The organism is Bradyrhizobium sp. BRP22 (assembly GCF_020194175.1).
Taxonomy (GTDB): Bacteria; Pseudomonadota; Alphaproteobacteria; order Rhizobiales; family Xanthobacteraceae; genus Bradyrhizobium.
In genome coordinates, this window is the sequence record NZ_JADYVX010000016.1 from 18071 (window position 1) to 44942 (window position 26872).

The window sequence follows — 26872 nt, forward strand, 5'->3', positions numbered from 1 at the left end:
AAAGAGTGCTTCTAAGACCACCAAAAAAGCCGCTGCAGTTGCCCGCAGCGCAACCAAAGGTCGTGCCGGGGCGTCCGTAAAGGCAGCCCGCAAGGTCGCGGCTACAAAGTCCTCCAAGAAAAGAAGCGTGATGCCAGAAAAGACCGCCAAAACTGCCGCGAAAGCGACAGCTCCGAAGACCGTTGCTCCGAAAGTCGCCGCCAAGACCGCTCCGAAGGCTGCGGCGCCTGCGCCGAAGGCTGCCGTCAAGCCGGCGGCGAAGCCGGTTGCCGCTGCCCCGCGCGTCGAGGAGCCGAAGAAGGTCGTGACCCAGCGCCAGGGGTTCAAGGCCAACGAGTTCGTGGTCTATCCGGCCCATGGTGTCGGCCAGATCCTCGCGATCGAGGAGCAGGAGATCGCGGGCGCCAAGCTGGAACTGTTCGTCATCAGCTTCATGAAGGACAAGATGACGCTTCGCGTGCCCACCGCGAAGGTCGCCAATGTCGGCATGCGCAAGCTGTCGGAGCCGGCGCTGGTCAAGAAGGCGCTGGAAACCCTTAAGGGCCGTGCCCGCGTCAAGCGCACCATGTGGTCGCGCCGGGCGCAGGAATACGAAGCCAAGATCAATTCAGGCGATATCGTTGCGATCGCGGAAGTGGTGCGCGACCTCTATCGTTCGGAATCGCAGCCCGAACAGTCCTACTCCGAACGCCAGCTCTATGAGGCGGCGCTCGACCGCCTGTCGCGCGAGATCGCGGTGGTGCAGCACTCGACCGAGACCGAAGCGGTCAAGGAAATCGAGAGCCAGCTCGCCAAGAGCCCGCGCCGCGGCGCGGCCAAGTCCGAAGCCGGCGCTGACGAGGCCGACGGTGAGGGCGATGCCGACGATCTCGACGGCGACAGCGACGACACCACCGTCGCGGACGAGGCGGCGTAAGCAGCTCGCAAGATTTCAGCGAAAAGCCCGGCCGGACGGCCGGGCTTTTTGTTTGGGTGCTGCGGGTTAAGGCGGGCGTCGTAACACCAGAGCGCGATGGTTATTTGGTTGAAGCGGCGGGCCGGTTCGTTTGACCTCTCCCGCAAGCTTGCAGGAGGTCGACGCGTAGCGCCGGGTGAGGGCTCTTTTCCCACGGAAAGTCCCATCGCGGAAGCACCCTCACCCCAGCCCTCTCCCGCAAGCGGGAGAGGGAGTGCACTTCCATCGTGGATGCAGTGGGACCTGATCTCATCTCATGCTCTGAGAAACGGTGCGCGCGGGCTCATCGGTCGCGCCCGAGCTGGAGCACAGTTCTTGAATCATCCTGCACCGTCGGGCTGAGACAGACATTTTCGCGATGTCCGCCGCGCTCGGCAGGCTCTCGACATTCCAGCAGGCATCCATGACCCGCCGGATCGTGGCTGCGGGGATGATCCCGTCCGCGAGGTCGGAGAATTTCGCCTCGAGCTGCTTGTCGGTCATTGGCACCTCGACGCTGCCGATCGCATGTTCGATGTGGCGGTGCAGCTGACGCCCATCTCTGAGAACGATCGTCATGTCCACCTGCTCCGGTTTGATGCCGGGCGTGACAACCGGCATCACCTTGCTGCGCAACGAGACAACGGTCGGATCGGCGACCGCGCGATCGCTGAACTGCTTCTCGCCGCCCGCGCCTTCGACGATCGCGACGGCGACCGCATGGTAGATGCTGAACTTGCCTTCGAGCCCTTGTTGCGGCGTCTTCTTGCCCGTGAGTTCCAGGACGAGCGGATGGACCTTCAGCTCGATACGTTCGATCTGGTCGGCGGTCAGCTTGTTCTCGTTGCGAAGCTGGATCGCGGCGTCGATGGCCGGATGCATCACGATTCCGCAAGCGAATGGCTTGTACGTGTTCAGCGCGGCCTCATACCGCTTGCCGAGGTCGCCGAGGATCTCGTTATAGTCCTGCTTGGTGCTGATCGTGTTGGCCCAGCCGCGCTTGGCCTCGATCATCGCCTCGGACGAGGTAAAATTCTTTGAGGCCAGCATGGCTGCGAAGATTCCGTTGGAGGCAGCCCGCCCCGGGTTAAAGCTCTTGTTCATCGAGCCGAACGATTCCCGAAGACCGACCGGTTGCGACGCCGCGAGGCCGAGTGCCCAGGTCATCTGCTGCTCGTTCAGCTTCAGCAACTTGCCGACGGCAGCCGCCGCGCCGAACACGCCGGCCGTACCGGTAATGTGCCAGCCGACGTCATAATGGTTCGGATAAACGGAGTTTCCGATCCGGCACTCGGTCTCAACACCAAGCACCAGGGCGTTCAAGAACTCCTTGCCAGAAACCGGCTGCATCTCCGAAAGCGCAAGGATCGCCGATGCCACGGGGCCCGCGGGGTGGATGATCGTCTTCAGATGCGTATCGTCGTAATCGAAGATATGGCTCGACACGCCATTGATGAATGCCGCGTTCATGATATCGAAGCGTTCACGCCGCCCGAACAGCGAAGCCTGTTGCGGGCCCGAGAACGGCGAGAGCGCACTTACTGCGATATCGACCGTCTCGTGATGTGATCCGCCGATCGCGACGCCGACCCAGTTGAGCAGCGTTCGGACACCTTCCTTGCGCACGCTGGCCGGCAGGTCGTCATAGCTCGCTGTAACGAGATAGTGCGCGAGTTCACGGGTGACGTCCTTGACCGGTGTGGCTGCGGACGCCGTGGTCGATGCCTGTGCGAAGGCCGGGCTGGCAGCGACCGCTGAAAGCGGAAGTGTGACCGCCGCCTGGATTAAGGTCCTGCGATCAGTGTGCATATGAATGTCTCCTGTACCTTCATCGACGCCCGTTCCGCGGCAAACGCGGATCGCGATCTTCGCCGACGAACTCGAATGTCGTACCATGTGATTGGACGCAAATGGCGCGAGTGCCTCTTGCCTCGAGTCTACTTCGACGCCGAAGGGGCCGCTACCGCGTTCCGAACAGACCTGATACGCCATTGTTTCGGCGCAGCCATCGACCACTCACGCTTTGGAGCAGATTCCGTTCCGGTCGAATCAGAATCGAAGCTCTCTTGTTGAGCTCTATGCGTCGGATGATGGCGGCATGGCTCCGGCTCCGAGCCACTGTTTGATCAGCGCGGTCAACGTGCCGTCGGCTGCAAGCGCGGCTTGCGCCCGGTCAATCGCATGGCGCAGCACGACGTCTCCCTTGCGGACGCAGATGCCAAGGCGCTCCACGGTGATGCCGGTCTCGACCACCGCAAGCCTCGGCCGATCGCGCACGAACCAGGCCGTCACGGGCGCAAGTTTCATGAAGGCGTCGCAGCCTCCGCTCGAGAGATCATCGAGTGCCTTTTCGATTTCGTGATAGGCATAGACCCGCACCCGCGCAGCGCGATTGTCGGCGACCAGTTTTTCGGCGACGGGCTGGCTGGTATTGCCTTGCTGCACCCCGACGACCAGACCTTTGAGATCGGTGATGCCGCGCACGTTCGGATTGCTGAGGACATCGACAACGAGCGACTGGCCCGAGATTGCGTAGGGCGTGCAGAAATCGGCAATCTCCTCCCGTCCGGGCGTGATGGTGGTGCCGGAGGCGACGCAGTCGTAGCTGCCGTCATCCAGACCGGCGAAGATGCCGTTGAAATCGGAGCCCGTGTACGGGACGAGCTCCCATCCGCGGCCAAGCATCCCGGCGATGCGCTGCATCAGCGCGATGTCGAATCCGGCCGGGCCATCCTTCGTCGAGAACTCGAATGGCGGATCCGGAAGCGCTGCCCCCACCCTCAAGGTCGACACGGCTCTGCCCCGGGCTGATTGCTTTCGACAGTTGAGGCTATCCTAGAGAACGCCGACAGGGGGAGTGCAATTTGGCGAGCCCAGCGACAAACGCTCCCGTCACTTCACCTGACGCTTTTCCAGTTTTCTCGCCAATGTCCGGCGGTGCATGCCGAGCCGCCTTGCGGCTTCGGAAATGTTGAAATCGGTTTCGATCAGGGTCTGGTGAATGCGCTCCCATTCCAGCGTCTTGATCGAGGTGGGGCGCGCGGCCACCTCGATGTCGGCGTTGCCCTCCGCCTTCTGGAACGCGGCCTCGATGTCGTCGGTGTTCGACGGCTTGGCGAGATAATGGCAGGCGCCAAGCTTGATGGCTTCGACCGCGGTGGCGATGCTGGCAAATCCGGTCAGCACCACGATCAGCATCTCGGGGTCGTGCGCATGCAGCGCTTCGACGCAGGCAAGCCCCGATGCGCCGCCGAGCTTGAGGTCCACCACGGCATAGCCCGGCGTCTTCTCTTCCAATACTTTCCGCACTTCGTCGAGCGAGGCCGCCACGACGACCTGATAGTCGCGCCGCTCGAACGAACGTTTGAGCGTGCGGGCAAAGCCGGCATCGTCCTCGACGATCAGAAGCAGCCGTTCATCCGCCAAGGCTGCCTCCGATCGCAAGCGTTGCCAGCGGCAGTTCGAGGCTGATGGTTGCGCCGCCTTCTGCGTTGTTGCGCGCCGTCACCACCCCGCCGAGCTTGCGCACGACATTCACGACCAGAAACAGGCCGAGACCGCTTCCCGGGCGTCCCTTGCTGGATTGATAGGGCTTGCCCAACTGCGCCAGCATTTCCGGCGCAAAGCCCGGTCCACGATCGGTGACCGACAGCAGGAGCTTGTCGCCGGCGCGCTCGGCCGCGAGTTCGATCCAGTCGCGCGATACCTCGGCGGAGTTGTCGAGCACGTTGAAGATCGCCTGTTTGAGCGCGACCTCGGAGACGACAGGCAGGTCGGCGCCGAACTCGTTGCGGAAGTACAGCGTGGCCGACGGGCGCGTGGTGCGCCACTCCTCGACCAGTGCCGTGAGAAAGGCGGTTACCGTCGTCGGCGACGATTCTTCGCCGCGCGCCTCGCCGGCCGAGACGAGAATACCCGTCACGATCGACTTGCAACGCTGGAGCGATGTCTCCATCTCGGCGAGATCGTCAGACAATTCCGGATCCGATGTCAGGGCCGGCATGCGGCGCCAGTCGCTCAGGATCACCGACAGCGACGCCAGCGGCGTGCCGAGTTCATGCGCCGCCCCGGACGCGAGCAGGCCCATCCTGACGATGTGATCCTGCTCGGCGGCATGCTGGCGCAACGCAGCGAGATTCGCATCGCGTTCCCTTAGGTTGCGATTGATGCGGGTCACGAACACCACGAGCAGGATCGCATCCAGCATGAAGCCGACGAACATGCCGGCAACGTGGAGGCTGAACGGATCGCTGAAGCCGTGATGCGGCAGCCCGAGCGGCCGATAGGCCATGGTCAGCCCGGCGAAGCTCAGACAGGCAAGCGCGACCAGCGACCAGGTCGAGCGCGCGTCGAGCAGCACCGCGCCGAGCGTCACCTGCAGCAGGTAGAGCGACGTGAACGGATTGGTGGCCCCGCCGCTCAGATAGAGCTGGCCGGTCAAGGCGGTGACGTCGAGCATCAGCGCCAGCAGCAGTTCGCGGTTGTTGATCTCCGCCCGGTACCGCACCCAGACCAGGCTCAAGAGGTTGAGCGCCACCAGGGCTGCGATCACGCCGGCCATCGGCAGGATCGGCAGTGCAATGCCGAGCCATTGCTCGACGAATGCGATGGTCGCGATCTGGCCGATCACAGCAGTCCAGCGGAGCTGGATCAGCAGCGCCATGTTCTTGCGGTTGGTCGTGTCGTCGGTCGATGTCGGGGCATCCAGCGCGACCGAACCCGTGCCGGCACCGGCCCTGGCCGGGGGCGTCATGGCCTCGTCCGCCGTTTTCCCGTGGTCATGCTGATCCGATATGCGCTCGAGCATCTGGGCCCGTCTTGCGAGACAAATTGCGTGCGGCAGCCACCAGGCTCCGCACGGCATCGCGCCGCGCATCGAAGTCGCGGACATGGCCCCTGCCGCGCAGGACGCGCAGGAGTGCAGCCGCCAGCATAAAGGCCATGGCGAACCATGTCAGCGCGTAAATCAGATGGTTGTTCGGGAACCTGACGACGGTCAATCCGCCGATCGGGTAGCCGCCGGGATTGGGGGCCGCGTCGGCATCGATGAAGAATGGCGCGACCTCTGACAGCCCGCGCGCCGCGGCGATCGCAGCGACGTCGCGCGAGTACCAGCGGTTCGCGGCCGGATCGTTGGTATGCAGGAAGGCGCCCTTTGGCTCCGTGATCCGCAGCAGGCCGGTGACGCTCGCCGTTCGAAGCGGATTGCCCTCACCCCGTGTCGACGGGTCGCTCCGCTCCGGGGGGACAAAGCCGCGATTGACCAGGACCGTGGCGCCGTCCGCCGTCTGCAGCGGCGTCAGGACCCAGAAGCCGCGGCCGTAGTCGGTGACAGCAGCCACCAGCGTCTCGCGCTCATGCAGGAAATGGCCGGTCACGGTCACGCGCCGGTACTCGTCGCTTGCTGCCGTGATCGCGGGCCACGAGGCGGGCGCCGGCAGCGGCTGAGGGGCGGCATGCAGGCGCTGCTCGACCCGATCGATCAGCGCCAGCTTCCAGGACCTGCGCTCGAGCTGCCACACGCCGAGCGCGGTCAGCGCAACGACGCCGAGCGCCGCGAGGGCGACCAGCAGCAGCGAGAGGGCAGGGACCCGCGCCGTCACGGCATGGTGCTCATGTCGTGCCCCGGCATCATGTTGACGTTGAGGTGATGCATGACCCACAGCGTTCCGGTCAACCCGATCACCACCATGATGATGGTGAAGATCAGCGCCATCATAGTCCAGCCGCTTTCGGAACGGGTGTTCATGTGCAGGAAATACACCATGTGGACCACGATCTGGACCGCCGCCAGCACCGTGATGGCGAGCCCGGTGACCTGCTTGTCGAGAACGCCGGTCATCACCAGCCAGAACGGGATCGCGGTGAGGATGACAGAGAGGCCGAAGCCGATCAGGTAGCTTTGCCGTGAGCCGTGGGCATGGTGCTCGGCGTGCTCGCCGGATGCGGGCTGCAGGGCGTGAGTATCGGTTTTCATCGGAGCATTCCCATCAGGTAGACAAAGGTGAACACGCCGATCCAGACCACATCGAGGAAGTGCCAGAACATGCTGAGGCACATCAGACGCCTGCGGTTGGCCTCGATCAGGCCGTAGCGCGCGACCTGCACCATCAGCGTCACCAGCCATACCAGGCCGAAGGTGACGTGTAGACCGTGGGTGCCGACCAGCGTGAAGAAGGACGACAGGAACGCGCTGCGCTGTGGTGTTGCGCCCTCGTGGATCATGTGGGCGAATTCGAACAGCTCAATGCTGATGAACGCCAGGCCGAACAGCCCGGTTATCACGAGCCAGGCCTGCATCGCGCCGACGCGCGACTTCTCCATCGCCAGCATCGCGAAACCATAGGTGATCGACGACAGCAGCAGCATCGAGGTGTTGACCGCCACGAGCGGCAGGTCGAACAGGTCCTTTGGCGCTGGGCCTGCCGCGTAGTTGCCGCCGAGCACGCCAAAAGTGGCGAACAGCATCGCGAAGATGAGACAGTCGCTCATCAGGTAGATCCAGAAGCCGAGCATGGTGCTCGCGCCTTCGGGATGCTCGTGCTCGTCGACGACGTAGAAGACCGGTTCGGAATTCTGTGGGGGAACGACGGCAAGTGTCATGACTTGGCTCCGGCGGCAAGCAGGTGCGTGCGCGCATCCTCCACCCGGACGACCTCATCGGCCGGGATGTGATAGTCGCGGTGATAGTTGAAGGTGTGGCCGATCGCGACCGCGAGCAGGCCGATGAAGCTCACGGCGGCCAGCCACCACATGTACCAGATCAGGCCGAACCCCATCGCGGTGGCCAGCGCGGCGAGGATGACGCCCGTGCCGGTGTTGCTGGGCATGTGGATCGGCTTGAACCCGGTGAGCGGACGCCGATAGCCGCGGCGCTTCATGTCCCACCAGGCGTCGTTGTCATGGACGACGGGTGTGAAGGCGAAGTTGTAGGCCGGCGGCGGCGACGACGTCGCCCATTCCAGCGTGCGTGCATTCCAGGGATCGCCGGTCACGTCCTTCAGCGCTTCGCGCTTGAGCACGCTGACTGCGATCTGCACCAGGAAGGAGACGATGCCGAGGAAGATCAGGAAGGCGCCGATGCCGGCGATGACGAACCAGATCTGCAGGCTCGGGTCGTCGAACACCCGCAGGCGGCGGGTGACGCCCATCAGGCCGAGCACGTAGAGCGGCATGAAGGCGAAATAGAAGCCTGTGACCCAGAACCAGAACGACAGCTTGCCCCAGAACGGGTCGAGCCTGAAGCCGAACGCCTTCGGGAACCAGTAGGCGATGCCGGCAAACGCGCCGAACACCACGCCGCCGATGATCACGTTGTGGAAATGCGCGACCAGGAACAGGCTGTTGTGCAGGACGAAGTCGGCCGGCGGCACCGCCAGCAGCACGCCCGTCATGCCGCCGATCACGAAGGTGAACATGAACGCGACCGTCCACATCATCGGCAATTCGAAGCGGATGCGGCCGCGATACATCGTGAACAGCCAGTTGAACATCTTCGCTCCCGTCGGGATCGAGATGATCATGGTGGTGATGCCGAAGAAGGAATTCACGCTGGCGCCCGAGCCCATCGTGAAGAAGTGATGCAGCCAGACCAGATATGAGAGGATGGTGATGACGACCGTGGCGTAGACCATGGAGGTGTAGCCGAACAGGCGCTTGCCCGAGAACGTCGAGGTCACCTCGGAGAAGATGCCGAACGCCGGCAGCACCAGGATGTAGACCTCGGGGTGGCCCCAGATCCAGATCAGGTTCACGTACATCATCGGGCTGCCGCCGAAGTCGTTCGTGAAGAAGTTGGTGCCGACGTAGCGATCGAGCGACAGCAGGGCCAGCACCGCCGTCAGCACCGGGAAGGAGGCGACGATCAGGACGTTGGTGCACAGCGAGGTCCAGGTGAACACCGGCATCCGCATCATCGTCATGCCCGGCGCGCGCAGCTTGACGATGGTACAGATCAGGTTGATGCCCGATAGCGTCGTGCCGACACCGGCCACCTGCAATCCCCAGATGTAGTAATCGACGCCGACATCGGGGCTGTAGCCGATGTTCGACAGCGGCGGATAAGCGAGCCAGCCGGTGCGCGCGAATTCACCGACGAACAGCGAAATCATCACCAGCACCGCGCCGCCCACGGTCATCCAGAAGCTGAAATTGTTGAGGAAGGGGAACGAGACGTCGCGCGCGCCGATCTGCAGCGGCACCACATAGTTCATCAGCCCGGTGACCAGCGGCATGGCGACGAAGAAGATCATGATCACGCCATGCGCGGTGAAGATCTGATCGTAGTGGTGGGCGTTGAGATAGCCTTCGGAGCCGCCAAAGGCGATCGCCTGCTGCAGGCGCATCATGATGGCGTCGGCAAAGCCGCGCAGCAGCATCACGATGCCGAGGATCATGTACATGATGCCGATGCGCTTGTGGTCGACGGTGGTGAACCACTCGCGCCATAGGTAGCCCCACAGCCGGAAATAGGTGACCGCGCCGAGCAGGGCGATGCCGCCGAGCGCGACCACGACGAAGGTGCCGACCACGATCGGCTCATGCAGCGGCAGCGATTCCAGTGTCAGGCGGCCGAAAATCACTTTCGCGAGGGAAGAAGTATCGAACATGCGGCGCTCTTTAGGAGTCTGATTTCGGACGCGGTCCGAGGAGAAGGGATGTCGAGGACGGGTTGGCGGGCGAGAACGGCGGACGCTTGAGGCCGGCACCGCGCAGCGGCGTCGTGTCGAACGGGACGTTGCTCTTCGCCGCGGATTGCCCCTTCAGTTCGTCGACCGAGCAGATGCCGGCGACATAAGTCGGCTCGGGCCCGAACACCGCGCCACGGCGGGCATATTTGTCGTAGGCCAGCGGCAGCGTGTTGTTCAGCCCTTCGCGGCCAAGGCCACCCTTGGCGTCGATCGCCATCATCTCGCTCGCGCACATCTTGCCGGGCTCGACGCACATGTTGACGATCGCCTTGAACAGGTCGCGATCGACCGAGCCGTAGCGGCGCACCGGCTGGTTGGTGCTCGGACGTTCGAGCACGAGATAGTCGCTGCGGCCGAGCATGCCGCCGCTTGCCTTCACGCCGGCGATCCATTTGTCGAAGTCGGCGGCGGCGAGGCTGTGGAACGCGAAGTGCATCCCGGAGAAGCCGGCGCCGCTGTAATTGGCGGAGAAGCCCCTGTAGATGCCGGGCTTGTTGGTCACGGCGTGCAGCTTGGTCTCCATGCCCGGCATGGCATAGACCTGGCCGGCCAGCGCCGGGATGTAGAAGGAGTTCATCACGGAGGACGCCGTGATGCTGAAACGAATCGGGCGATCGACGGAAGCTGCGAGCTCGTTGACGGTTGCGACGCCGTATTCCGGATAGATGAACAGCCATTTCCAGTCGAGCGCGACCACCTCGACATTGAGCGGCTTGTCCTGCGCCTCGATCGGACGATCGGCCGCGATGCGCCCGAGCGCACGATAGGGATCGAGCAGATGGGTGCCCATCCAGGTGAGCGCCCCCAGGCAGACGATGATCAGGAGCGGCGCCGACCAGATGACGAGCTCGAGCTGGGTGGAATGGTCCCACTCGGGCTCATAGCGGGCCGATGTGTTCGACTGCCGGTAGCGCCAGGCGAACAGCGCGGTCAGCGCCATCACCGGCAGGACGATCAGGAGCATCAGAACGGTGGAGATGACGACCAGGTCGCGCTGCTGCACGGCCACGTCGCCGGCCGGGGCGAGCACGACGAAATCACACCCCGAAAGGGCGGCTGCGAGCGGCAGCAGCGCCAGAATCCTCAAGACACGCACGGTGGAACCTTGTTGGAATTTTGCTATGTGGAACAAGGGGTAGCTGCGATGCAACACGGAGGACATTGGACAATTTGTCCAATGTTGCAGTGCGCAATAGCGGCCCAAACAGCGGTTTTCCGGCCGCTCGAGCGCAACACCGCCCGGCGGCCGCCTCAGTCAAGGACGGCATAGGCGCGATGGCGATGACACAGGCCCCTGCAATGGCTCACGGCCACCCGGTGACGAAAGGTCACGAACCGGCGCATCCGGGGGAGATCGCCATCGGCGTCATCATCGGCCGCACCTCCGAATTCTTCGATTTCTTCGTCTATGCGATCGCGTCCGTGATCGTGTTTCCGCGCCTGGTGTTCCCATTCACCAACGAGCTGACGGGGACACTTTATTCTTTCGGCATCTTCGCGCTTGCCTTCGTGGCGCGTCCGCTCGGGTCCGTCATCTTCATGACGGTCGACCGCCACTACGGCAAGAACGCGAAGCTGATCATCGCGCTGTTCCTCCTGGGGACTGCAACCGTCGCGATCGCCTTCCTGCCCGGCTATGAGACGATCGGCGTGGCCGCGATCTGGCTGTTGGCGCTGGCGCGCGGCGTCCAGGGTCTGGCCTGGGGCGGGGCGTGGGACGGCCTTGCATCGCTGCTCGCGCTCAATGCGCCGCGGCATCATCGCGGCTGGTACGCCATGGTGCCGCAGCTCGGCGCGCCGCTCGGACTGATCGTGGCGAGCGCGCTGTTCGCGTATTTCGCCGGCAACCTGTCGGCGGAAGACTTCTTCGACTGGGGCTGGCGCTACCCGTTCTTCGTCGCGTTCGCGATCAACGTGGTCGCCCTGTTCGCACGGCTGCGCATGGTGGCGACGCCGGAATATGATTCGCTGTTCGAGACGCGCGAGCTGCAGCCGGCCCGCGTCACCGACACGGTCCGCGGCGAGGGGCGCAACATCCTGCTCGGCGCCTTCGCGCCGCTGGCGAGCTTTGCGCTGTTCCACATGGTCACGGTGTTTCCGCTGTCCTGGATCTTCCTGTTCACGCGCGAGAGCCCGGTGCGTTTTCTCATCATCGAGATGATCGGCGCGGCCTTCGGCGTCGTCGCCATCGTGGCTTCGGGACTGATCGCCGATCGCGTCGGACGAAAGTCATTGCTGATCGGTTCGGCGATCGCGATCGCGGTCTATAGCGGCTTTGCCCCGCAACTGCTCGATGCCGGTCCCGTCGGAGAGACCGTCTATATGGTGCTGGGCTTCATTCTGCTCGGCCTGTCGTTCGGCCAGTCCTCGGGCGCGATCGCCTCCAGCTTCGCGCCGATGTACCGCTACACCGCTTCCGCGCTCACTTCGGACCTCGCTTGGCTGTTCGGCGCGGGATTTGCGCCACTCGCCGCGCTGTTGCTCGCGACCCATTTCGGCCTGATCTCCGCCGGCGCCTACCTCTTGTCCGGCGCGGTGTGGACGCTGCTGGCGCTTTGGCTGAGCGGCTTGCGCGAAAACATCATCGAGTAATGGCAGGCGGCGCCGGTGCGATCGTCACTCCACGACGATCTTGACGCGGTCGCGGGGCTTGACCTGGGTGTGGGCATCGAGCCCGTTGAGGACGCGGAAGCGTTCGGCGGGGTGGTCGACGCCGCCCATGCGGTGGGAGAGTGATTCCACGGTGTCGCCGGGCTGCACGGTGATGACCTTGATGCGCAGCGGGCGCGCGGCCTGGATCTCCTCGAGCGTCAGGCGGCGGAACGAATTGACGGTCTCGCGCGCATTGCGCTCGCTCTCGGTCGACTTCTGCTTGGCCGCGAAGATGAAGCGGTAGACGTCGCTGCCGAAGCGCAGTGCGTAGACCTTGAACTGCCACTGGTCGCCACGCGCGGTGGCGGATGCCGCCGGGAAGCCGTTGACGGTGAGGTCCTCGGTCGACGCTTTGTCGACGCCTTCCATCCAGCCGGAGTTCAGATACTCGCCGAGCGACTGTTCGGCCGGCACCCGCACCACGTCGAACCGCATCGCCTGCGTGCCGCCTTCGCGCACGCCGATCACCGCCTGCGCGGTGTTGTCGAGCGTGAAGTTCTCGGGCGCCTGGAAGGTGAAGCCGAGCTTGGGATGCAGGAAGCGGCGGCCGCGAACGAAGCCTTCGCTCGGATCTTCGCCATAGACGATGTTGTCGATCGCGGCGAGATAGGTCTCGCGGTCGCGTTCGGACCCTTCGGGCGCCGTATATTGCCGTGCCGCGGCTTGCGCGTTGGCGACGCGCTCGGGTGTTGCCGGATGCGAGGACAGGAAATCCTGTGCGCGCGGATCGAACGAGGTCTTGCCGACCTTCAGCGCCGCGTTGCGCTCCATCGCGGTGAGGAAGCGCGATGCGCCATAGGGATCGAAATGTGCGCGTGCGGCGATACCAACGCCGATGCCGTCGGCCTCGAACTCCTGCTGGCGCGAGAAGCTCGCCATCGTGAGCTTGGTCTTGGCGAGGGCCAGCGCGGTGAGTTCGGGATCGTTGCCCATGTCGGTGACGACGCGTGTCACCACCGCCGCCTGCCGCGCCTGGTCCTCGCGGATGGAGGCGTGCTTGGCCAGCACATGCGCCATCTCGTGGCTCAGCACGGAAGACAACTCCGAAGTGTCGCTGGCGAGCGCGATCAGGCCGCGCGTGACATAGAGTTGTCCGGTCGGCAGCGCGAAGGCATTCACCGCGCCGGAATTGAGGATCGTCACCTTGTAGCCCTGGTCGGGACGGTCGGAGGCTGCGACCAGCCGGTCGACGGTCTTGCTGATCAGGGCTTCCAGCTTCGGGTCGTCATAGGCGCCGCCATAGGTGGCCAGGATACGCTCATGTTCGCGCTCGGTCGCCGGTGTCTGCGCCACCGTGGGCTTTGGCTTCGGTTGGGGCGTCGCGACGGGAGCTGCGGTCTCGATCCGGCCGATGCTAAGATTGCCGCAGGCGGACAGCAGGGTGGCCGCGCACAACAGCGCCGGCGCAGCCAAAAGGCCGCGGCCCGTCCTGTCCCGCCGTCGCACACCCTCAATCACGTCAGCTACTCTCAAGCTGCCGGAACATATCACGGTCCGGCAGGCCGGATCATGACCCCATCCCTGTTTGCGCACGATTCGTGGAAGACAAGCTTCCGCGTTCGGATCATGCGCTCGTTTGTCTGTTTAAGCACGATCTCCGCGCAAACGCTTGGCGTTTGTCGCAAGGAGAACCGTTCCCCTCTTCCCGATCATGCTTTAGTTCCCGCCAAGCACTTCCAACTGCCCGACCCGGAACAGTTCAATTCGTGGCCCGTTGCGGGCTTCGACCCAGCCGCGGACACGAATCCTTCGATTTTCGAGGGACTTAGGCGTAAGCCCGGCCGCCTCGAGCGCCGGCACTACGCGCCTTGAAATAGTCACAGCAAAGTCCCGTGTCCAGTTTCGGCCAAAGTTGAGGTAGGTGGTTGCCCCCGCCTGGCGGACCGACAAGACCTTCCCCTCGACCACCGCAAAGCGCCCGATCCCTGCCAAAATAACGCCGGGACTTTCCGCGTTTTTTATGGCCGATCCGTCGGCCCAGGTTCCGCGCTTGGCCTGCCTCGCCTCCGCCTCGGCGGCGAGCAGCAGCGTAGCGCAGTCGCGATTCGAGACCTCGGGCGATACCATCGCCTGGCCCTGCTTCAACAGTTCACTTTGCACGGACGAATCAGAACCCGAGACAAACACGAAAGCTGTCTGGCGGCCGTAGCGGTCCGGCGCGTCGTCCTCGCCCTGCAGCGAGATGTCGCGCCCCATGACGAGCGCCGACAGCGCCGCGATGCCCTTCTGTCGGTCGGCAATCTCGATGCCGGCGAGGCGGACTTCGCGGCCGTCCTCGAGGCGAAAGCTGCGCGCGTCGGTCACGGCTGCGACCCGGCCCTCGCCCAAGGCTTCGAAAGCGCATCCCGACGCTCGGGCGGAATCGGTTACCACTGCGAGGATGAGGCAGAACGGCAACATTTGTGCACAAAATTTCGCGTGATGTGCTGTCACTTTGTGGGCCCGTGTCATGACGCCGCTGCTAGTCGACTGAATTAGGACATGATTTTCCGTAACGACGGCGGTCCGCGTCCGATCTGCGGGACACACCATGCCGGGGGCATTTTGACTTGAGGCTGATTGCGAGCATAAGTAGCACCCTGCCGGCGGGGGCCAGCAATGAAGCCGGAGCGCTGGGTTTCGCGCAAGCAGGTCTTGCCGCGCGTCCCGGCACAACAGGAAAGATAAGTGCTGCATGAACTCGTACTTTCGGCGGCAGTTGACCGATTACGTCGAATATCATCGTGATCCCTGGAATTGCGCGATGCATGTGTTCGGCATCGTGTTTCTGTTCCTGGCGGCCGTTCTCCCGCTCAGCCTGTGGTCCTTCAACCTGTTCGGAGTCGAGGTCAACGCGGCCGTCATCGCCGTCCTGCCGGTGCTGTTCTATTGGTTCTTGCTCGATCTCGCGCTTGGTGCCGGAATCTTTTGCGGAGCGGTCGCCTTGCTGTCGGTAGCCTCCTGGATCGTCGGTAACGTGACCACCACGACGATGTGGTTGCTTACGGCGGTCCTCATTGTGGTAGGGATAGCCTCGCAGACCATCGGGCACCAGGTGTTCGAACGCAGGAAGCCCTCGATGGCCGACCACCCCACCCATCTGCTGCTCGGACCGATGTTCGTGATGGCGAAACTGTTCATTGCACTGGGCTTCCGACACGATCTCGCGAGCATTATTGAGCCTCCGCAAGATTCCCTGTCGTATTCCCAGTAATCCAGCCGGTACTGCATCCCACCGCAATGACACGAATCCTGGTTACGGGCGGTAACGGCTTCATTGGCAAGCACCTGGTTTCGGCGCTTGTCGCGCAAGGCTGTGGTGTCCGCGTGCTCGATCTGCAGCCGCCGTCCCGGGCGTTGCCGAAGGTCGAGTATGTCAAGGGATCGGTGCTCGACCGCGAACTCGTGCACAGCGCCCTCGACGGCGTCGACGAGGTCTATCACCTTGCCGGCCTGCCCGGGATGTGGCTGCCGCGGAAAGCCGATTTCCACGACGTCAATTGCGGCGGCAGCGAGGTCGTGATCGGGACCGCGCGCAAGCGCGGCGTGAAGCGGCTGCTGCACTGCTCCACCGAATCGATCCTGTTCCGCGCCTCGCGATCGGATGATCGCCTGGCCGACGATGCGCTGCTGCCGGATGACATGCCCGGGCCTTATACGCGCTCGAAGATGCTCGCCGAACGCTACGCGATGCAACAGGCGGCATCCGGATATCCTGTTGTCATCGGCTGTCCCACGATGCCGATCGGAACCCACGACCACAATTTCACGCCGCCGACCGAGATGCTCCGGCTTTTCCTGAATCAGCGCGTGCAGCTCTATCTGGATTTCGTGGTGAACCTGGTCGACGTTCGCGATGTCGCGGCAGGGCTGATCCTTGCCATGGAGCGCGGGCGGTTCGGGCATCGCTACATTCTCGGCGGCGAAAGCATCGCGCTGAGGCAGGTGCTCCGGATCATGGCGGAAGTCAGCGGCCGCCGCACGCCGCGCCTTGCGATGAATGGCCGTCTTGCCGAGTTCACCGCCGGCATCCTGGAGTTCGTTGCCGATCACGTGACCGGCCGCCCGCCATCCGGCACGGCTGAAGGCGTCCGGATCGCGCGGCGGGCAGAGGCGCTGTCGATCGAAAAGGCGCAGCGCGAGCTCGGCTACGCGCCCGGGCCCGTCGAGCCCGTGCTTCGCGAAACCATTGCGCATCTGCTTGGCTCCGGTCACAATCAGGCGGAATGGGAACCGGCGCCGAGCCGGAGCGCCCAATCGTTCAATACCACGCGCCGGATTGGCGTCTGATCCAACCGCCTGATACGGTCGCAATATGCAGCAAGATCCTGGTCAATGGTTCGCGTTTGTCTGGAGCGGGTGGACGGCCACCTGGCCCACGCAATTGCTCGCCATCATCTGGATTCTGTGGGTCGCTAGCTGGGTGGCGGCGTCGGTCTGGTCCGGCCAGACCAAGAAGCACGTCATGACCACGGACTCGCTGAAGTATCGCATTCCCATTCTCGTGGGCGCGATCCTGTTCCTGCCGTGGACCGGACGGGTGCTGGGGGAAAAGCCGCTGTGGCAGTTCGGCAGCTTCGGCATCTACGTGATGGCGATCCTGACGCTCGCCGGAATCTCCTTCACATGGTGGGCGCGAATCCATCTCGGACGATTCTGGTCGAACGCGATCACGCACAAGGAAGGGCACCACGTCATCGACACCGGGCCGTATGGTATGGTGCGCCATCCGATCTACACCGGCCTGATCGCGGGCATGCTGGCTACTGGCGTTGCGGTCGGGACGGCCACCGCGATCCTCGGCGCAGTGCTGATCTCGCTCGGCATGGCGCAGAAGGCGCGGATGGAGGAGGTGTTCCTCAGCGCCGAACTCGGCCCGGAGGAATATGGAGCCTACCGCCGGCGCGTACCGATGCTGATCCCGTTCCTGCCGGCCGGCTAGCGCAGATCTCTATCTCCCCCCGGGTGGAGCGCAGTGTAACCCGGGCCACTCGCGTTTCGCTCCGGGCTACAGGTTAGCGCTGCGCGGAGATCTGTCACCGTGTTCGTGGGGACGACGACTTGTCACTCGAGGCCTCTCCGCGCGAAGGACGGGCAGACGGAGTTGCCGATCGCTTTGCCGCTTCCGCTGTCGTCGCCGTCACGGGCGGCTGCTGCCCGACCGGCATCAAATGGCGCGGAATGACGATGCGCTGACCTGCGGTCAGCGGGGCGTTATCCGATAGCTGATTGGCCTGAGTAAGCGACCACAGCGGGACCTGGTTTACCGTCGCAAGGCGTTGCAGGGTATCGCCGGTGCGGGCGGATTGCGGAATGCCGCTGTCCCACAATTCGAGCGGCTCATCCTGTGGAACGAGGTAACGCAGCGGCGCCGTCTCGCCTTTGACCTGCATCGGCGTCGTTCCGAGTTGCACGACCGCCTTCACCACCTGGTCGTGGATCGTATCCATCTTGTCGATGTTGATGTGCGTGACTTCCTTGTGGTCCTTCAAGTCGTAGCTTGCATAGTGGCCCTGATAGCCCGGCTCCGCGACGACATCGCCGCCGCCCAGCACGCTGTCGGACAGGAAGATGTTGATGAACCGCTCGACATTGAGCGGCACGTTCCCGGTTGCGTGCGCCGGGTCGATGGTGACGATCAGGCTGACCGGGATGTTTTCGTCACGCAGCACCTCCGCGAATATCACCGAGCAAAGCCCGCCCATTGAATGCCCGATCAGGACGATCGGAAGCGGCTCTTCCTTGTATTCGCGGATGGCCCTGGCCGCGATGATCCGGCAGATCGTGAACTCGTTGACGTCGGCCTGGACGCCGACTTCCTGGAGCCGGCTGGTCAACCGGTCCATTCCGCGCGAAAAGATCGGGCCCATGGCGCCGCGGAAAAGGTAGGCGCGCACCCGTGGTGTCGGCGCGGGCTGCTCGGCGGCAGGCGGGGGCGGCGGTGTGGCCACCGCGGTGGCGCTATTGGTTTGTTTTGCGACCGGACCAGCGAGCGTCAAACCGCAACCGGCCGACCAGATACAGGCGACAAGCATCGCCCGGAACACAACGGCCATAACCGGTTTCGGATTGATCATGCGCCTTCCGCCTGTGATCTCGGCGCGCAGATACGCCGGCTCTCGATCGCCGGCAGGCCACTTGCCCGCGTTCACGATCAACTATCGCGCAGGAATTGGCAGAATTGCGGCGCAACCTCTGCGCCGCAACAAGTAGACAGGACAGCAAGATCTAGTTGCGCGCCGCCGCACTGGTTGCCGAGCGGGATCCGGCGGCGCTAGCTTCGCTCGGCGGCCGCGGTGAAGCCGGCGCCGGCCGACCGAAGACCACGGCGTCGATCTCGCCGATCACCTTCTGCTGCATGATCTGGCTCTTTTCGATCGTCAGGTGCCCGACACCCGGCACGCTCTGCACATTGACGTTCTCGAGCTTGCCCTGGAATCCCCTGGCCCTGTCGACGGGCGTGCCGGCGCCGTTGGCGACGTAGAAATTGATGTATCGTCCGACGCGCCCCGAGAGGCTGGTGTGGAACACCGAGTCGAGCCCGATTGCGAGCTTCACGGGAACGCCGAGCTGGTCCAGCTTGGCGACCATATCGGGCAGGTAGGTCGCACCCGAGGAGTGCCCGACCAGAATGACGGTCTTGATCTTGCCGCTCCGGTATTCGGCCGCGGCCTCGTCGGCCAGTGACGACCAGAAGACATAGTTGGTGATGGTCACCCGCATGCCCTGCGCCTGCAGTTTCGCGGCAATCTCGTCCAGTCCCAGCGAGAAGATGTTCAGGACCCCTCGGAGCAGATAGACGTGCGCGGTGGAGGCCCGAGCGGCCGCCGTTTCCGGCGCAGCCTGCGCCGGGCTTGCGACGATCGGAAGCAGCAGCAACAGCGCGGTGGCGATGGTGCGCAGCCGCGGAAAGAAATGCCGGCCGACCAATCCGCTGCGGCCGCGATAGGCGTTCATGGCTCCTCCTCGAAGGGCTACCGAATGTTGTTGATGACCGTAACCCCGGTGCGCTCGCAACCGCAACAAAAGCGGTACGCGCGGCGTGGCTTTACTGATGCGGCGTGTCTCGGGAGCAACACGGAGACTGCGGATTCATCAATGTTTCTCGTGCGCTAGGGGAATGGTCGGGAACTTGGCGAGAAAATGGCGGCTGAGGGGAAGCAACCGAAATCAGCGGCCGGGCACGCGCTTTTGATCATGGCGCGTCGGGCGCGCCTGCGGGGCTTGATTGCAGGCAGTTGCCGAGCGCACGGCGCTTCGTGGTCAAGGGCTGTTTGGTCCAGCGGCCCGCGCTCCGCAGCCCAGGCAAACTTCGATGGATATCGATGTATCGTACATGCGGCTGACGATGCCGAAGGTCATTCCGCTTAACGGAAAACCAGCAACGAATTGACCCTTCGCCGCGGCTTGCTGCCATCAATCCCATGCGGCATGATCGCGCTGCAAAATGGTAGATCGCAGGCAATGCGGCGGATCAACCGGGAGGTTTCATGAAACGAATTCTGGCGGGCGCGTTCGCCTGCATGCTGGCGGTCTCGGCCAGCGCGGCGCTGGCGCAGGGCAAGCCGCCGCTCAAGATCGGCGGCATTCTCGACATGTCGAGCCTCTATGCCGACATCACCGGCCCGGGCAGCGAAACCGCCGCCAAGATGGCGGTGGAGGATTTCGGCGGCGAGGTCCTGGCCCGCAAGGTCGAGGTCGTTGTCGGCGACCATCTCAACAAGGCCGACCTCGCCGCGAACATCGCGCGCGATATGCTCGACAATCAGGGCGTCGAGATGATCTTCGACGTCGCGGCCTCCGCCACCGCGCTCGCCGCAAGCGAGATCGCAAAGGCTCGCGGCAAGATCATCATGTTCAACGGCCCGGGCTCGATCCGCCTCACCAACGAGGCCTGCGGGCCCTATACCGTGCACTATGTGTTCGACACCTTCGCGCAGGCCAACGTGACCGGCCTTGCGGCGGTGAAATCCGGCCTCGACACCTGGTTCTTCCTGACCGCCGACTATGCTTTCGGACAGGATCTCGAGAAGGACACGACCAATGTCGTGGTCAAGACCGGCGGCAAGGTGCTGGGTAGCGTGCGTCACCCGATCAACACCTCCGACTTCTCCTCCTTCCTGCTGCAGGCGCAGGCCTCGAAGGCCAAGGTGATCGGGCTCGCCAATGCCGGTGGCGACACCATCAACGCGATCAAGCAGGCGGCCGAGTTCGGCCTGACCAAGAGCGGCCAGAAACTCTCGCCGCTGCTCGCCTTCGTGACCGACATCGACAGCGTCGGGCTCGATACCGCGCAGGGGCTGCTGCTCGCCGAAGCCTTCTACTGGGACCTGAACGATGACACCCGCGCATTCACCAAGCGCTTCATGGAGCGCACCAAGCGCGTGCCGACGTCGGCGCAGGCCGGCGTCTATTCGTCCGTCACGCATTACCTGAACGCGGTGAAGGCCGCGGGCACCACGGATGCGGCGGCCGTCATGAAGGTGATGAAGGAGACCCCGATCAACGACATGTTCGCGAAGAACGGCAGGATCCGCGAGGATGGCCGCATGGTGCACGACATGTATCTGTTCGAGGTGAAGAAGCCGTCGGAGTCGAAGGGACGCTGGGACGACTACAAGCTGATCGCGACCGTTCCGGGCAACGAGGCCTTCCAGACGCTGGAAAATTCGCGCTGCCCGCTGGTGAAGAAGTGATGGAAACGTGGTCGTCATTGCGAGCGCAGCGCAGCAATCCGTCTCCACAAGCGGCGAGATGGATTGCTTCGTCGCTACGCTCCTCGCAATGACGATGCGGGCAGATCGATTCCGAACAACAACCAAGAAAGCCGAACCCATGACTGAAAACAGCATCGTCCTGCAGAACCTCGACAACGGCCTGCTCACCATCACCATGAACCGGCCGGAGCGGCGCAACGCGCTGAACCCGGACATGACGCGCGGCCTGGTCGAGGCGGCGCGGCGCGCGGCTGACGATCACGAGGTGCGCGCGGTGCTGATCAAGGGTGCCGGCGGCACTTTCTGCGTCGGCGGCGATGTGAAGTCGATGGCCGAGGGGCGGGCGCCGCTGCCATTCGAGGCCAAGCTTGCCAATCTTCGTCGCGGCATGGAGGTCTCGCGGATCCTGCATCAGATGGCCAAGCCCGTGGTGGCGCAGCTCGACGGTGCCGCGGCCGGCGCCGGCTTGTCGATCGCGCTGTCCTGCGACCTGCGCGTGGCGAGCGAATCCTGCAAGATCACGACCGCCTTCGCCAAGGTCGGCTTCTCCGGCGATTACGGCGGGACCTATTTCCTCACCCAGCTGCTCGGCAGCGCGAAGGCGCGCGAGCTTTATCTGACCTCGCCGGTGCTGACGGCGAAGGAGGCACATGCGCTCGGTGTCGTGACCAAGGTGGTGCCGGATGCGGAGATCGACGCGGCCGCGCGCGAGCTCGCGCTGTCGCTGGCGCAGGGGCCCTCGATCGCGCTCGGCTACATCAAGCGCAACATCAATAATGCCGAGCATCTGTCGCTCGAGGATTGCTTCGATGGCGAAGCCATCCATCACACCCGCTGCGGGGAAACAGCCGACCACAAGGAGGCGGCGAAAGCATTCGTCGAGAAGCGCAAGCCCGTCTTCAAGGGCGAGTAGCGATGGCCGGCTATCTCAGGCTGCGCCAGATCTGCCTGGTGGCATCGAAGCTCGAGCCGGTAATCTCTGACATCGCCGACATCATGGGGCTGAGCGTCTGCTATCGCGACGAGAATGTCGCGAAATATGGCCTGGAGAACGCGCTGCTGCCGGTCGACACCATCCTTCTCGAAGTGGTGGCGCCGTTCAAGCCGGGCACGGCGGCGGGCCGCTTCATCGAGAAGACCGGCGGCCGCGGCGGCTATATGGCGATCTTCTGCTGCGACGATCCTGATGCACGCGCCGCGCATGCGAATAGCATCGGCGTGCGCACCGCGAACGTGATCACGCATGCGCCCTATCACGGCGTGCAGCTCCACCCGCGTGATTGCCGCGCCGCCTTCATCGAGTTCAATCACACCGATGGCAGCGACGATGTTCTGGGTCCTTATCCGCCGGCCGGGCCGGAATGGCAGAAGCACATCCGCAAAGATGTGACGCGTGCGCTGACCGAAGTCGAGATGCAGAGTCCGGATCCGCACGTGCTCGCAGCGCATTGGGGGCGGATTCTTGACGTGCCCGTCGGCGGCGAGCCCGAGCTGCGGCTGCCGAATTGCACCTTCCGCTTTGTCGCGGGCGAAAGCGAGATCATGAGCGCGCTGACGTTCAGGGTCGCCGATGTCGCGAAGGTGCGCGATGCCGCCAGGACGAAAGGAATAACTGTCGCCGGCGATGAATTCTCGTTGGGCGGCGTCAGCTTTCGCCTGACGCAATGAAGCGTAGCCCGGGTGGAGCGGAGCGCAACCCGGAACACAGTCCCGCCGCGGACTGACCTGCCCCGGGCTTGCGCTTCGCTCCTTCCGGGCTACAAGATACCTACCGTCCCTTGAAATTCGCCACGCGGCGCTCGGCGGTGGCTTTCACGCCTTCCTTGAAATCTTCCGTGGCGCGCAGCTTGGTCTGCTCCACCAGTTCATGGTTGGTGGCGGCGAGCACGCGATCGGCGAGGTCGCCGCGCATGGTGGCGCGGGTGGAGACGAGGCCGAGCGGGGAGCATTCGGCGATCTCCTGCGCGAGTTTCAACGCTTCGGCGCGGACCTGGTCCTGCGGCACCAGCACGTTGGCGAGACCCCAGCGATAGGCCTCCTCCCCGGTGACGCGGCGGCTGGTGTAGAACATCAATTCCGCATTGTTCTTGCCGACCAGCGCGGGCAGCGTCACCGTCAAGCCGAACCCGGGGTGGAAGCCGAGCTTGGTGAAGTTCGCGGAGAAGCGCGCCTCGGGACAAGTGACGCGGAAGTCGGCGGAGACGGCAAGTCCGAGTCCGCCGCCGATGGCAGCGCCATGGACGGCAGCGACGATCGGCTTCTTGTTGCGGAAGATGCGCACCGCCTGCACATAGAGATGGTTGATCGGCAGATTGGCGGCCGGATCGGAGGCCGCGCGCTCTTCCTGCTCCTGCCGCGCCGGATCGCTGAAATTGGCGCCGGCGCAGAACGCCTTGCCTTGCGCGGCGAGCACGCTGCTGCGGATTTCGATATCGGCATCGAACTCCTCCAGCGCGTCCGCGATCTGGTTGATCAGCGCGACGTCGAAGAAGTTCAGCGGGGGTTTGCGAATCTCGATCAGGCCGACATGGCCCTGCTTCTCGACACCGATATCGGTATATTTGCTCATGAGCGTTTCCTTTTAGCGCAAACCAAGCCCGCGGGCGATGATGCCGCGCAGCACCTCGGTGGTGCCGCCCTGGATCGTCAGTTTCGGCGCGGTCCGCAGCGCGAATTCGAGCTGCTTCTCCAGCGTCTCGCGGTTGGAGGCGGTCTCCTCGACGAAGGCGGCGAGGTCGCGCACGCGGTGCGGCAATTGCTGCTCCCACACCGTGCCGATGTCCTTGACGATGGACGCCTCCACCACTGGCTCCTTGCCGGCCTGCAGCATGCCGGCCACCGAGACCGACATGCGGCGCATGGTGTGAAGCTGCGCCACCAGGCGGCCGATGCCTTCGGCGCTGCGGGTGTCCGGCTTGTCGCCGACGGCGCGCACCAGCTCGGTCAAGACGTAGTAAGTCTCGAGGAAGCGCTCGGGACCGCTGCGCTCGTAAGCGAGTTCGCTGGTCGCCTGCTTCCAGGCGCCGTCGATCTCGCCGAGCACGTGATCGTCGGGCACGAAATAGTCGGTGAAAACGACTTCGTTGAATTCGTACTGCCCGGTGATCTGGCCGATCGGGTTCACCTCAATGCCCGGCTGCTTCATCTTGACCAGGAACTGGGTCAGGCCATGGCGACGATTTTCCTTGGTCGGCGGCGAGGTGCGGAAGATCGCGATCATGTAGTCGGCGATATACGCCGAGGAGGTCCAGATCTTGCTGCCGTTGATGAGATAGCCGCCATCGGTCTTGGTCGCGCGCGTCTTCGCCGCGAACAGGTCGGAGCCGGAGTTCGGCTCGCTCATGCCGATCGCGAAGCAGAGCTCGCCGCGGCAGATGCGCGGCAGGATGTCCATCTTGATATGCTCGGGCGCGTATTTCAGCAGCACCGGCCCGCTCTGACGGTCGGCGACGAAGAAGCGACGCGTCGGCGCATTGGCGACCCGCATCTCCTCGGTCACCACATAGCGCTCCAGGAACGAGCGCTCCTGGCCGCCATACTTCTTCGGCCAGGTCATCCCCAGCCAGCCCTTGGCGCCGACCCGGCGGGAAAATTCCGGCGCGTCGGTGTCCTCGCGGTTGGGCTTGTTCGGATCAAAGGTGCCGGCGGCGATCTCCTCGGCAAGGAAGGCGCGCACCTCTTTACGCAATTGCTCGCATTCCGCCGGCAGGCGGATCGGATCGAAACGAAGGGCTGCGGTCATGGCTCTGTCCCTGATGTCAGCGCGAGGCCACCAGCGGCCACAATTCGTCGGCGCCGCGGGCGGCGACGCGCTTGCCGAGCTCGACCGCCCAATGGCTTTCCGAGCCGAAATCGTCGCGCCAGGCCAGCGCCCGCAGCGAGTAGCGATGCAGGATATGCTCCATGGTGAAGCCGATGGCGCCGTGCACCTGGTGTGCGATGGCGCCGCCTTTCTCCGCGGCTTCGGCACAGCGGATCTTTGCAGATGCCGCTTCGAGGTATACCGCGTCATCGAACGAAGTCGCGTTGGCGACGGCGTCTGCGGCGGAGGTCGCGGCGGCCAGTGCGGCTGCGGATTCGCCAGCAAGACGTGCGAGATTGTGCTGCACCGCCTGGAATTTCGAGATCTTTTTCTCGAAGGCGACGCGCTCGTTGGAATAGCGCACGGAGATATCGAGCATCGATTCCAGCGCGCCCGCGATCTGCAGGCTGCGGACCACGCCGCCCATCAGCATCAGCGTGGTCTGGTCAAACCCCTTGGGCGCCGGCTTGATCGCAACAGGCTCGATTTTGTCCAGCGTCACGGTATCCGACTCGTCGTAGCCGACATTGAGGCCGGCCTCGATCCGGCCCTTGCCAGCCTCGACAAGCGCGATCGAGATGCCGCCATTGCCGTGCGCCAGCACCGCGAAATGCCTTGCCGATTTTGCAAACGGCACGCCGCGGGCGCGGCCGGACAGGGTGCCATCGGCATTGAGCGTGATGCGGTCCTTCGGGCTCGCGGGGACCACCGTCATCTCGCCGTCGGGAGAAGCGATCTTCGCCTGCGCCAGCAGCCAGCCCGCAAGCATGGTCTCGGCAAGCGGTACCGCGATCGCAAAACGGCCGGCGGCGTTGAGCACGCCAAACCCTTCGGCGAGGCTGGCGCCGGAGCCGCCGAGATCGTCCGGCACCCAGGCGAGCGGCAGGCCGGCCTCGCTCAGCGCCTGCCACAGCGGCGCTTTCCAGCTCCCCGTCTTGTCACTGTTGATGGTCTGGGCGTCGGCGAGATCCGCAAAGATTTTCTCTGCGGTCTCGACGACGATATTCTCACTCTCCGCCACGGCGTTCCTCAGGCTATGGAATTGGCACCTTCCGGGCGCGCCAAACTGCCGCGCCAAGTGCGTTTGCGTTCTTGCGCTTTATGATGCGGAAAAGCCATAGCCGTGACAAGCGCTGTCCGCAGGGCCGCCTGCGGCGGCGGCATGCGGCTCGCCGGCGGAAGGATAAATTCCATGCAACGGAGTTTAGGCTTGTCGCGCTTGCCGCACGATATGGTATGCCAACGGCAGAATATTTGAGCGCAAAGCAAGAGGGAGTGCTGATGTCGAAGGGTGGTTTGAACGCAATCGTAACGGGCTCGGCGTCCGGCCTCGGGGCCGCGACCGCGCAGATCCTGGCCAAGGGCGGCGGGCGCGTCGTCGTCAACTATTCCAACAGCAAGAAGGAAGCCGAAGAGACCGCCGACCACTGCCGCAGTGCCGGCGCCGAGGTCGTGGTGGTGCAGGGCGACGTGTCGCGCGACGAGGACTGCCGCAAGATCGCCGCCGCGGCCGCGTCCTGGGGCGGAGTGGATGCGCTGATCAACAATGCCGGCACCACCAAGCATGTGGCGCATGACAATCTCGAGGGGCTCTCGGCGGAAGATTTCCAGCGCATCTACGCGGTGAACACGATCGGTCCGTTCCAGATGGTGCGCGCGACGCGTTCGCTGCTTGAGGCCGCCGCGAAAGCATCGGGGCGCGCCTCGGCGGTGGTGAATGTCTCGTCGGTTGCGGGGGTCTCGGGCGTCGGCTCCTCGATCGCCTATGCCGCGAGCAAGGGCGCGCTCAACACCATGACGCTCTCGTTATCGCGCGCGCTCGCGCCGCTGATTCGCGTCAACACGGTGTGTCCCGGCTATATCGATACGCCGTGGTTCACCAAGGGCCGCGGCGAAGCCGGCGCCAAGCAGGTGCGCGATGCCGTGGTGGCGAGGGTGCCGCTGAAGGTGGCCTCGACGGCCGAAGATATCGCGCAGCTCGTCTGCTTCCTGGCGACGCCGGCCTCGAGCAACATGACCGGCGAATGCGTGCGCATGGATGCGGGGATGCATCTGATTTCGTAAATCTCCGATAGCGAGCGCAACGCGTCGCGTGAGG

Annotated in this window: 25 protein-coding genes; 9 read left to right on the forward strand and 16 right to left on the reverse strand. The window is 64.2% G+C overall.

Annotated elements, in window-relative coordinates; all coding sequences use genetic code 11:
* Positions 1 to 130: 130 nt before the first annotated feature.
* On the forward strand, positions 131 to 916 hold the full coding sequence (locus tag I6F35_RS20350; RefSeq protein ID WP_225119449.1) for a CarD family transcriptional regulator: 786 nt from the start codon (positions 131 to 133) through the stop codon (positions 914 to 916).
* 288 nt (positions 917 to 1204) lie between these two features.
* Here the strand turns inward: I6F35_RS20350 and I6F35_RS20355 are convergent, their stop codons facing one another.
* The 9 genes from I6F35_RS20355 to cyoA all read right to left on the reverse strand — a co-directional run bounded on the left by I6F35_RS20355 (position 1205) and on the right by cyoA (position 10720).
* Positions 1205 to 2743, reverse strand: a complete 1539-nt coding sequence (locus I6F35_RS20355) for an MmgE/PrpD family protein (protein WP_225119450.1) — start codon at positions 2741 to 2743, stop codon at positions 1205 to 1207.
* Positions 2744 to 3010: 267 nt separating this feature from the next.
* Entirely contained in the window at positions 3011 to 3727 is a 717-nt protein-coding gene (locus tag I6F35_RS20360) for an ABC transporter substrate-binding protein (RefSeq protein WP_225119451.1), read from the reverse strand.
* A gap of 99 nt (positions 3728 to 3826) precedes the next feature.
* Positions 3827 to 4360, reverse strand: a complete 534-nt coding sequence (locus tag I6F35_RS20365) for a response regulator transcription factor (protein WP_225119452.1) — start codon at positions 4358 to 4360, stop codon at positions 3827 to 3829.
* Entirely contained in the window at positions 4350 to 5741 is a 1392-nt protein-coding gene (locus I6F35_RS20370; RefSeq protein ID WP_225119453.1) for an ATP-binding protein, read from the reverse strand. Before I6F35_RS20370 ends, I6F35_RS20365 begins: the two co-directional genes overlap by 11 nt.
* Entirely contained in the window at positions 5713 to 6507 is a 795-nt protein-coding gene (locus I6F35_RS20375) for an SURF1 family protein (RefSeq protein WP_225119569.1), read from the reverse strand. Before I6F35_RS20375 ends, I6F35_RS20370 begins: the two co-directional genes overlap by 29 nt.
* Positions 6508 to 6533: 26 nt before the next feature.
* Entirely contained in the window at positions 6534 to 6911 is a 378-nt protein-coding gene (cyoD, locus tag I6F35_RS20380) for a cytochrome o ubiquinol oxidase subunit IV (RefSeq protein WP_225119454.1), read from the reverse strand.
* Positions 6908 to 7537, reverse strand: a complete 630-nt coding sequence (cyoC, locus tag I6F35_RS20385; RefSeq protein ID WP_130225984.1) for a cytochrome o ubiquinol oxidase subunit III — start codon at positions 7535 to 7537, stop codon at positions 6908 to 6910. The genes cyoD and cyoC overlap by 4 nt, the downstream gene beginning before the upstream one ends.
* Positions 7534 to 9543 carry a cytochrome o ubiquinol oxidase subunit I gene (gene cyoB / locus I6F35_RS20390; RefSeq protein WP_225119455.1) on the reverse strand — a complete coding sequence of 670 codons (2010 nt, stop codon included), beginning with the start codon at positions 9541 to 9543 and terminating at the stop codon, positions 7534 to 7536. Before cyoB ends, cyoC begins: the two co-directional genes overlap by 4 nt.
* A 10-nt stretch (positions 9544 to 9553) precedes the next feature.
* Positions 9554 to 10720 (reverse strand): ubiquinol oxidase subunit II, encoded by a 1167-nt coding sequence (cyoA, locus tag I6F35_RS20395; RefSeq protein WP_225119456.1) that lies wholly within the window; start codon positions 10718 to 10720, stop codon positions 9554 to 9556.
* 179 nt (positions 10721 to 10899) lie between these two features.
* On the opposite strand from cyoA, the gene I6F35_RS20400 reads away from it, so the two are divergent.
* Positions 10900 to 12216: an MFS transporter gene (locus tag I6F35_RS20400; protein WP_225119457.1), complete on the forward strand. Its 1317-nt coding sequence runs from the start codon at positions 10900 to 10902 to the stop codon at positions 12214 to 12216.
* A gap of 24 nt (positions 12217 to 12240) precedes the next feature.
* Here I6F35_RS20400 and I6F35_RS20405 read toward each other — a convergent pair whose 3' ends face one another.
* A complete protein-coding gene (locus I6F35_RS20405) occupies positions 12241 to 13734 on the reverse strand; it encodes a M48 family metalloprotease (protein WP_225119458.1) in 1494 nt (497 codons plus the stop codon).
* A gap of 198 nt (positions 13735 to 13932) precedes the next feature.
* Entirely contained in the window at positions 13933 to 14676 is a 744-nt protein-coding gene (locus I6F35_RS20410) for a thermonuclease family protein (RefSeq protein WP_225119570.1), read from the reverse strand.
* 274 nt (positions 14677 to 14950) lie between these two features.
* On the opposite strand from I6F35_RS20410, the gene I6F35_RS20415 reads away from it, so the two are divergent.
* Genes I6F35_RS20415 through I6F35_RS20425 form a run of 3 tightly spaced genes read left to right on the forward strand, consistent with a single transcriptional unit; the run spans position 14951 to position 17197 of the window.
* On the forward strand, positions 14951 to 15469 hold the full coding sequence (locus I6F35_RS20415; protein WP_225119459.1) for an Mpo1-like protein: 519 nt from the start codon (positions 14951 to 14953) through the stop codon (positions 15467 to 15469).
* Between the two features lie 26 nt (positions 15470 to 15495).
* Positions 15496 to 16545, forward strand: a complete 1050-nt coding sequence (locus I6F35_RS20420) for an NAD-dependent epimerase/dehydratase family protein (RefSeq protein WP_225119460.1) — start codon at positions 15496 to 15498, stop codon at positions 16543 to 16545.
* 25 nt (positions 16546 to 16570) lie between these two features.
* Positions 16571 to 17197, forward strand: a complete 627-nt coding sequence (locus I6F35_RS20425; protein ID WP_225119461.1) for an isoprenylcysteine carboxylmethyltransferase family protein — start codon at positions 16571 to 16573, stop codon at positions 17195 to 17197.
* Positions 17198 to 17291: 94 nt separating this feature from the next.
* On the opposite strand, the gene I6F35_RS20430 is transcribed toward I6F35_RS20425, so the two are convergent.
* Positions 17292 to 18311 carry a LysM peptidoglycan-binding domain-containing protein gene (locus I6F35_RS20430; protein ID WP_225119462.1) on the reverse strand — a complete coding sequence of 340 codons (1020 nt, stop codon included), beginning with the start codon at positions 18309 to 18311 and terminating at the stop codon, positions 17292 to 17294.
* A 172-nt stretch (positions 18312 to 18483) separates the two neighbouring features.
* Positions 18484 to 19212: a hypothetical protein gene (locus I6F35_RS20435; RefSeq protein WP_225119463.1), complete on the reverse strand. Its 729-nt coding sequence runs from the start codon at positions 19210 to 19212 to the stop codon at positions 18484 to 18486.
* A gap of 533 nt (positions 19213 to 19745) precedes the next feature.
* Here I6F35_RS20435 and I6F35_RS20440 point away from each other — a divergent pair.
* The 3 genes from I6F35_RS20440 (at position 19746) to I6F35_RS20450 (ending at position 22640) form a co-directional block, all read left to right on the forward strand.
* Positions 19746 to 20951, forward strand: a complete 1206-nt coding sequence (locus I6F35_RS20440; RefSeq protein WP_225119464.1) for an ABC transporter substrate-binding protein — start codon at positions 19746 to 19748, stop codon at positions 20949 to 20951.
* A gap of 139 nt (positions 20952 to 21090) precedes the next feature.
* The gene (locus I6F35_RS20445; RefSeq protein WP_225119465.1) at positions 21091 to 21885 is read left to right on the forward strand and encodes an enoyl-CoA hydratase; all 795 of its coding nucleotides are present in this window, start codon (positions 21091 to 21093) and stop codon (positions 21883 to 21885) included.
* Between the two features lie 2 nt (positions 21886 to 21887).
* Positions 21888 to 22640 (forward strand): hypothetical protein, encoded by a 753-nt coding sequence (locus I6F35_RS20450; protein ID WP_225119466.1) that lies wholly within the window; start codon positions 21888 to 21890, stop codon positions 22638 to 22640.
* 100 nt (positions 22641 to 22740) lie between these two features.
* Here I6F35_RS20450 and I6F35_RS20455 read toward each other — a convergent pair whose 3' ends face one another.
* From I6F35_RS20455 to I6F35_RS20465, 3 genes are read right to left on the reverse strand one after another with little or no spacing between them, the layout of a single operon-like run.
* Entirely contained in the window at positions 22741 to 23541 is an 801-nt protein-coding gene (locus I6F35_RS20455; protein ID WP_225119467.1) for an enoyl-CoA hydratase/isomerase family protein, read from the reverse strand.
* Between the two features lie 12 nt (positions 23542 to 23553).
* Entirely contained in the window at positions 23554 to 24714 is a 1161-nt protein-coding gene (locus I6F35_RS20460; protein WP_225119468.1) for an acyl-CoA dehydrogenase family protein, read from the reverse strand.
* Between the two features lie 16 nt (positions 24715 to 24730).
* Positions 24731 to 25795 carry an acyl-CoA dehydrogenase family protein gene (locus tag I6F35_RS20465; protein WP_225119469.1) on the reverse strand — a complete coding sequence of 355 codons (1065 nt, stop codon included), beginning with the start codon at positions 25793 to 25795 and terminating at the stop codon, positions 24731 to 24733.
* A 260-nt stretch (positions 25796 to 26055) separates the two neighbouring features.
* On the opposite strand from I6F35_RS20465, the gene I6F35_RS20470 reads away from it, so the two are divergent.
* On the forward strand, positions 26056 to 26838 hold the full coding sequence (locus tag I6F35_RS20470) for an SDR family oxidoreductase (protein ID WP_225119470.1): 783 nt from the start codon (positions 26056 to 26058) through the stop codon (positions 26836 to 26838).
* Positions 26839 to 26872 lie beyond the last annotated feature (34 nt).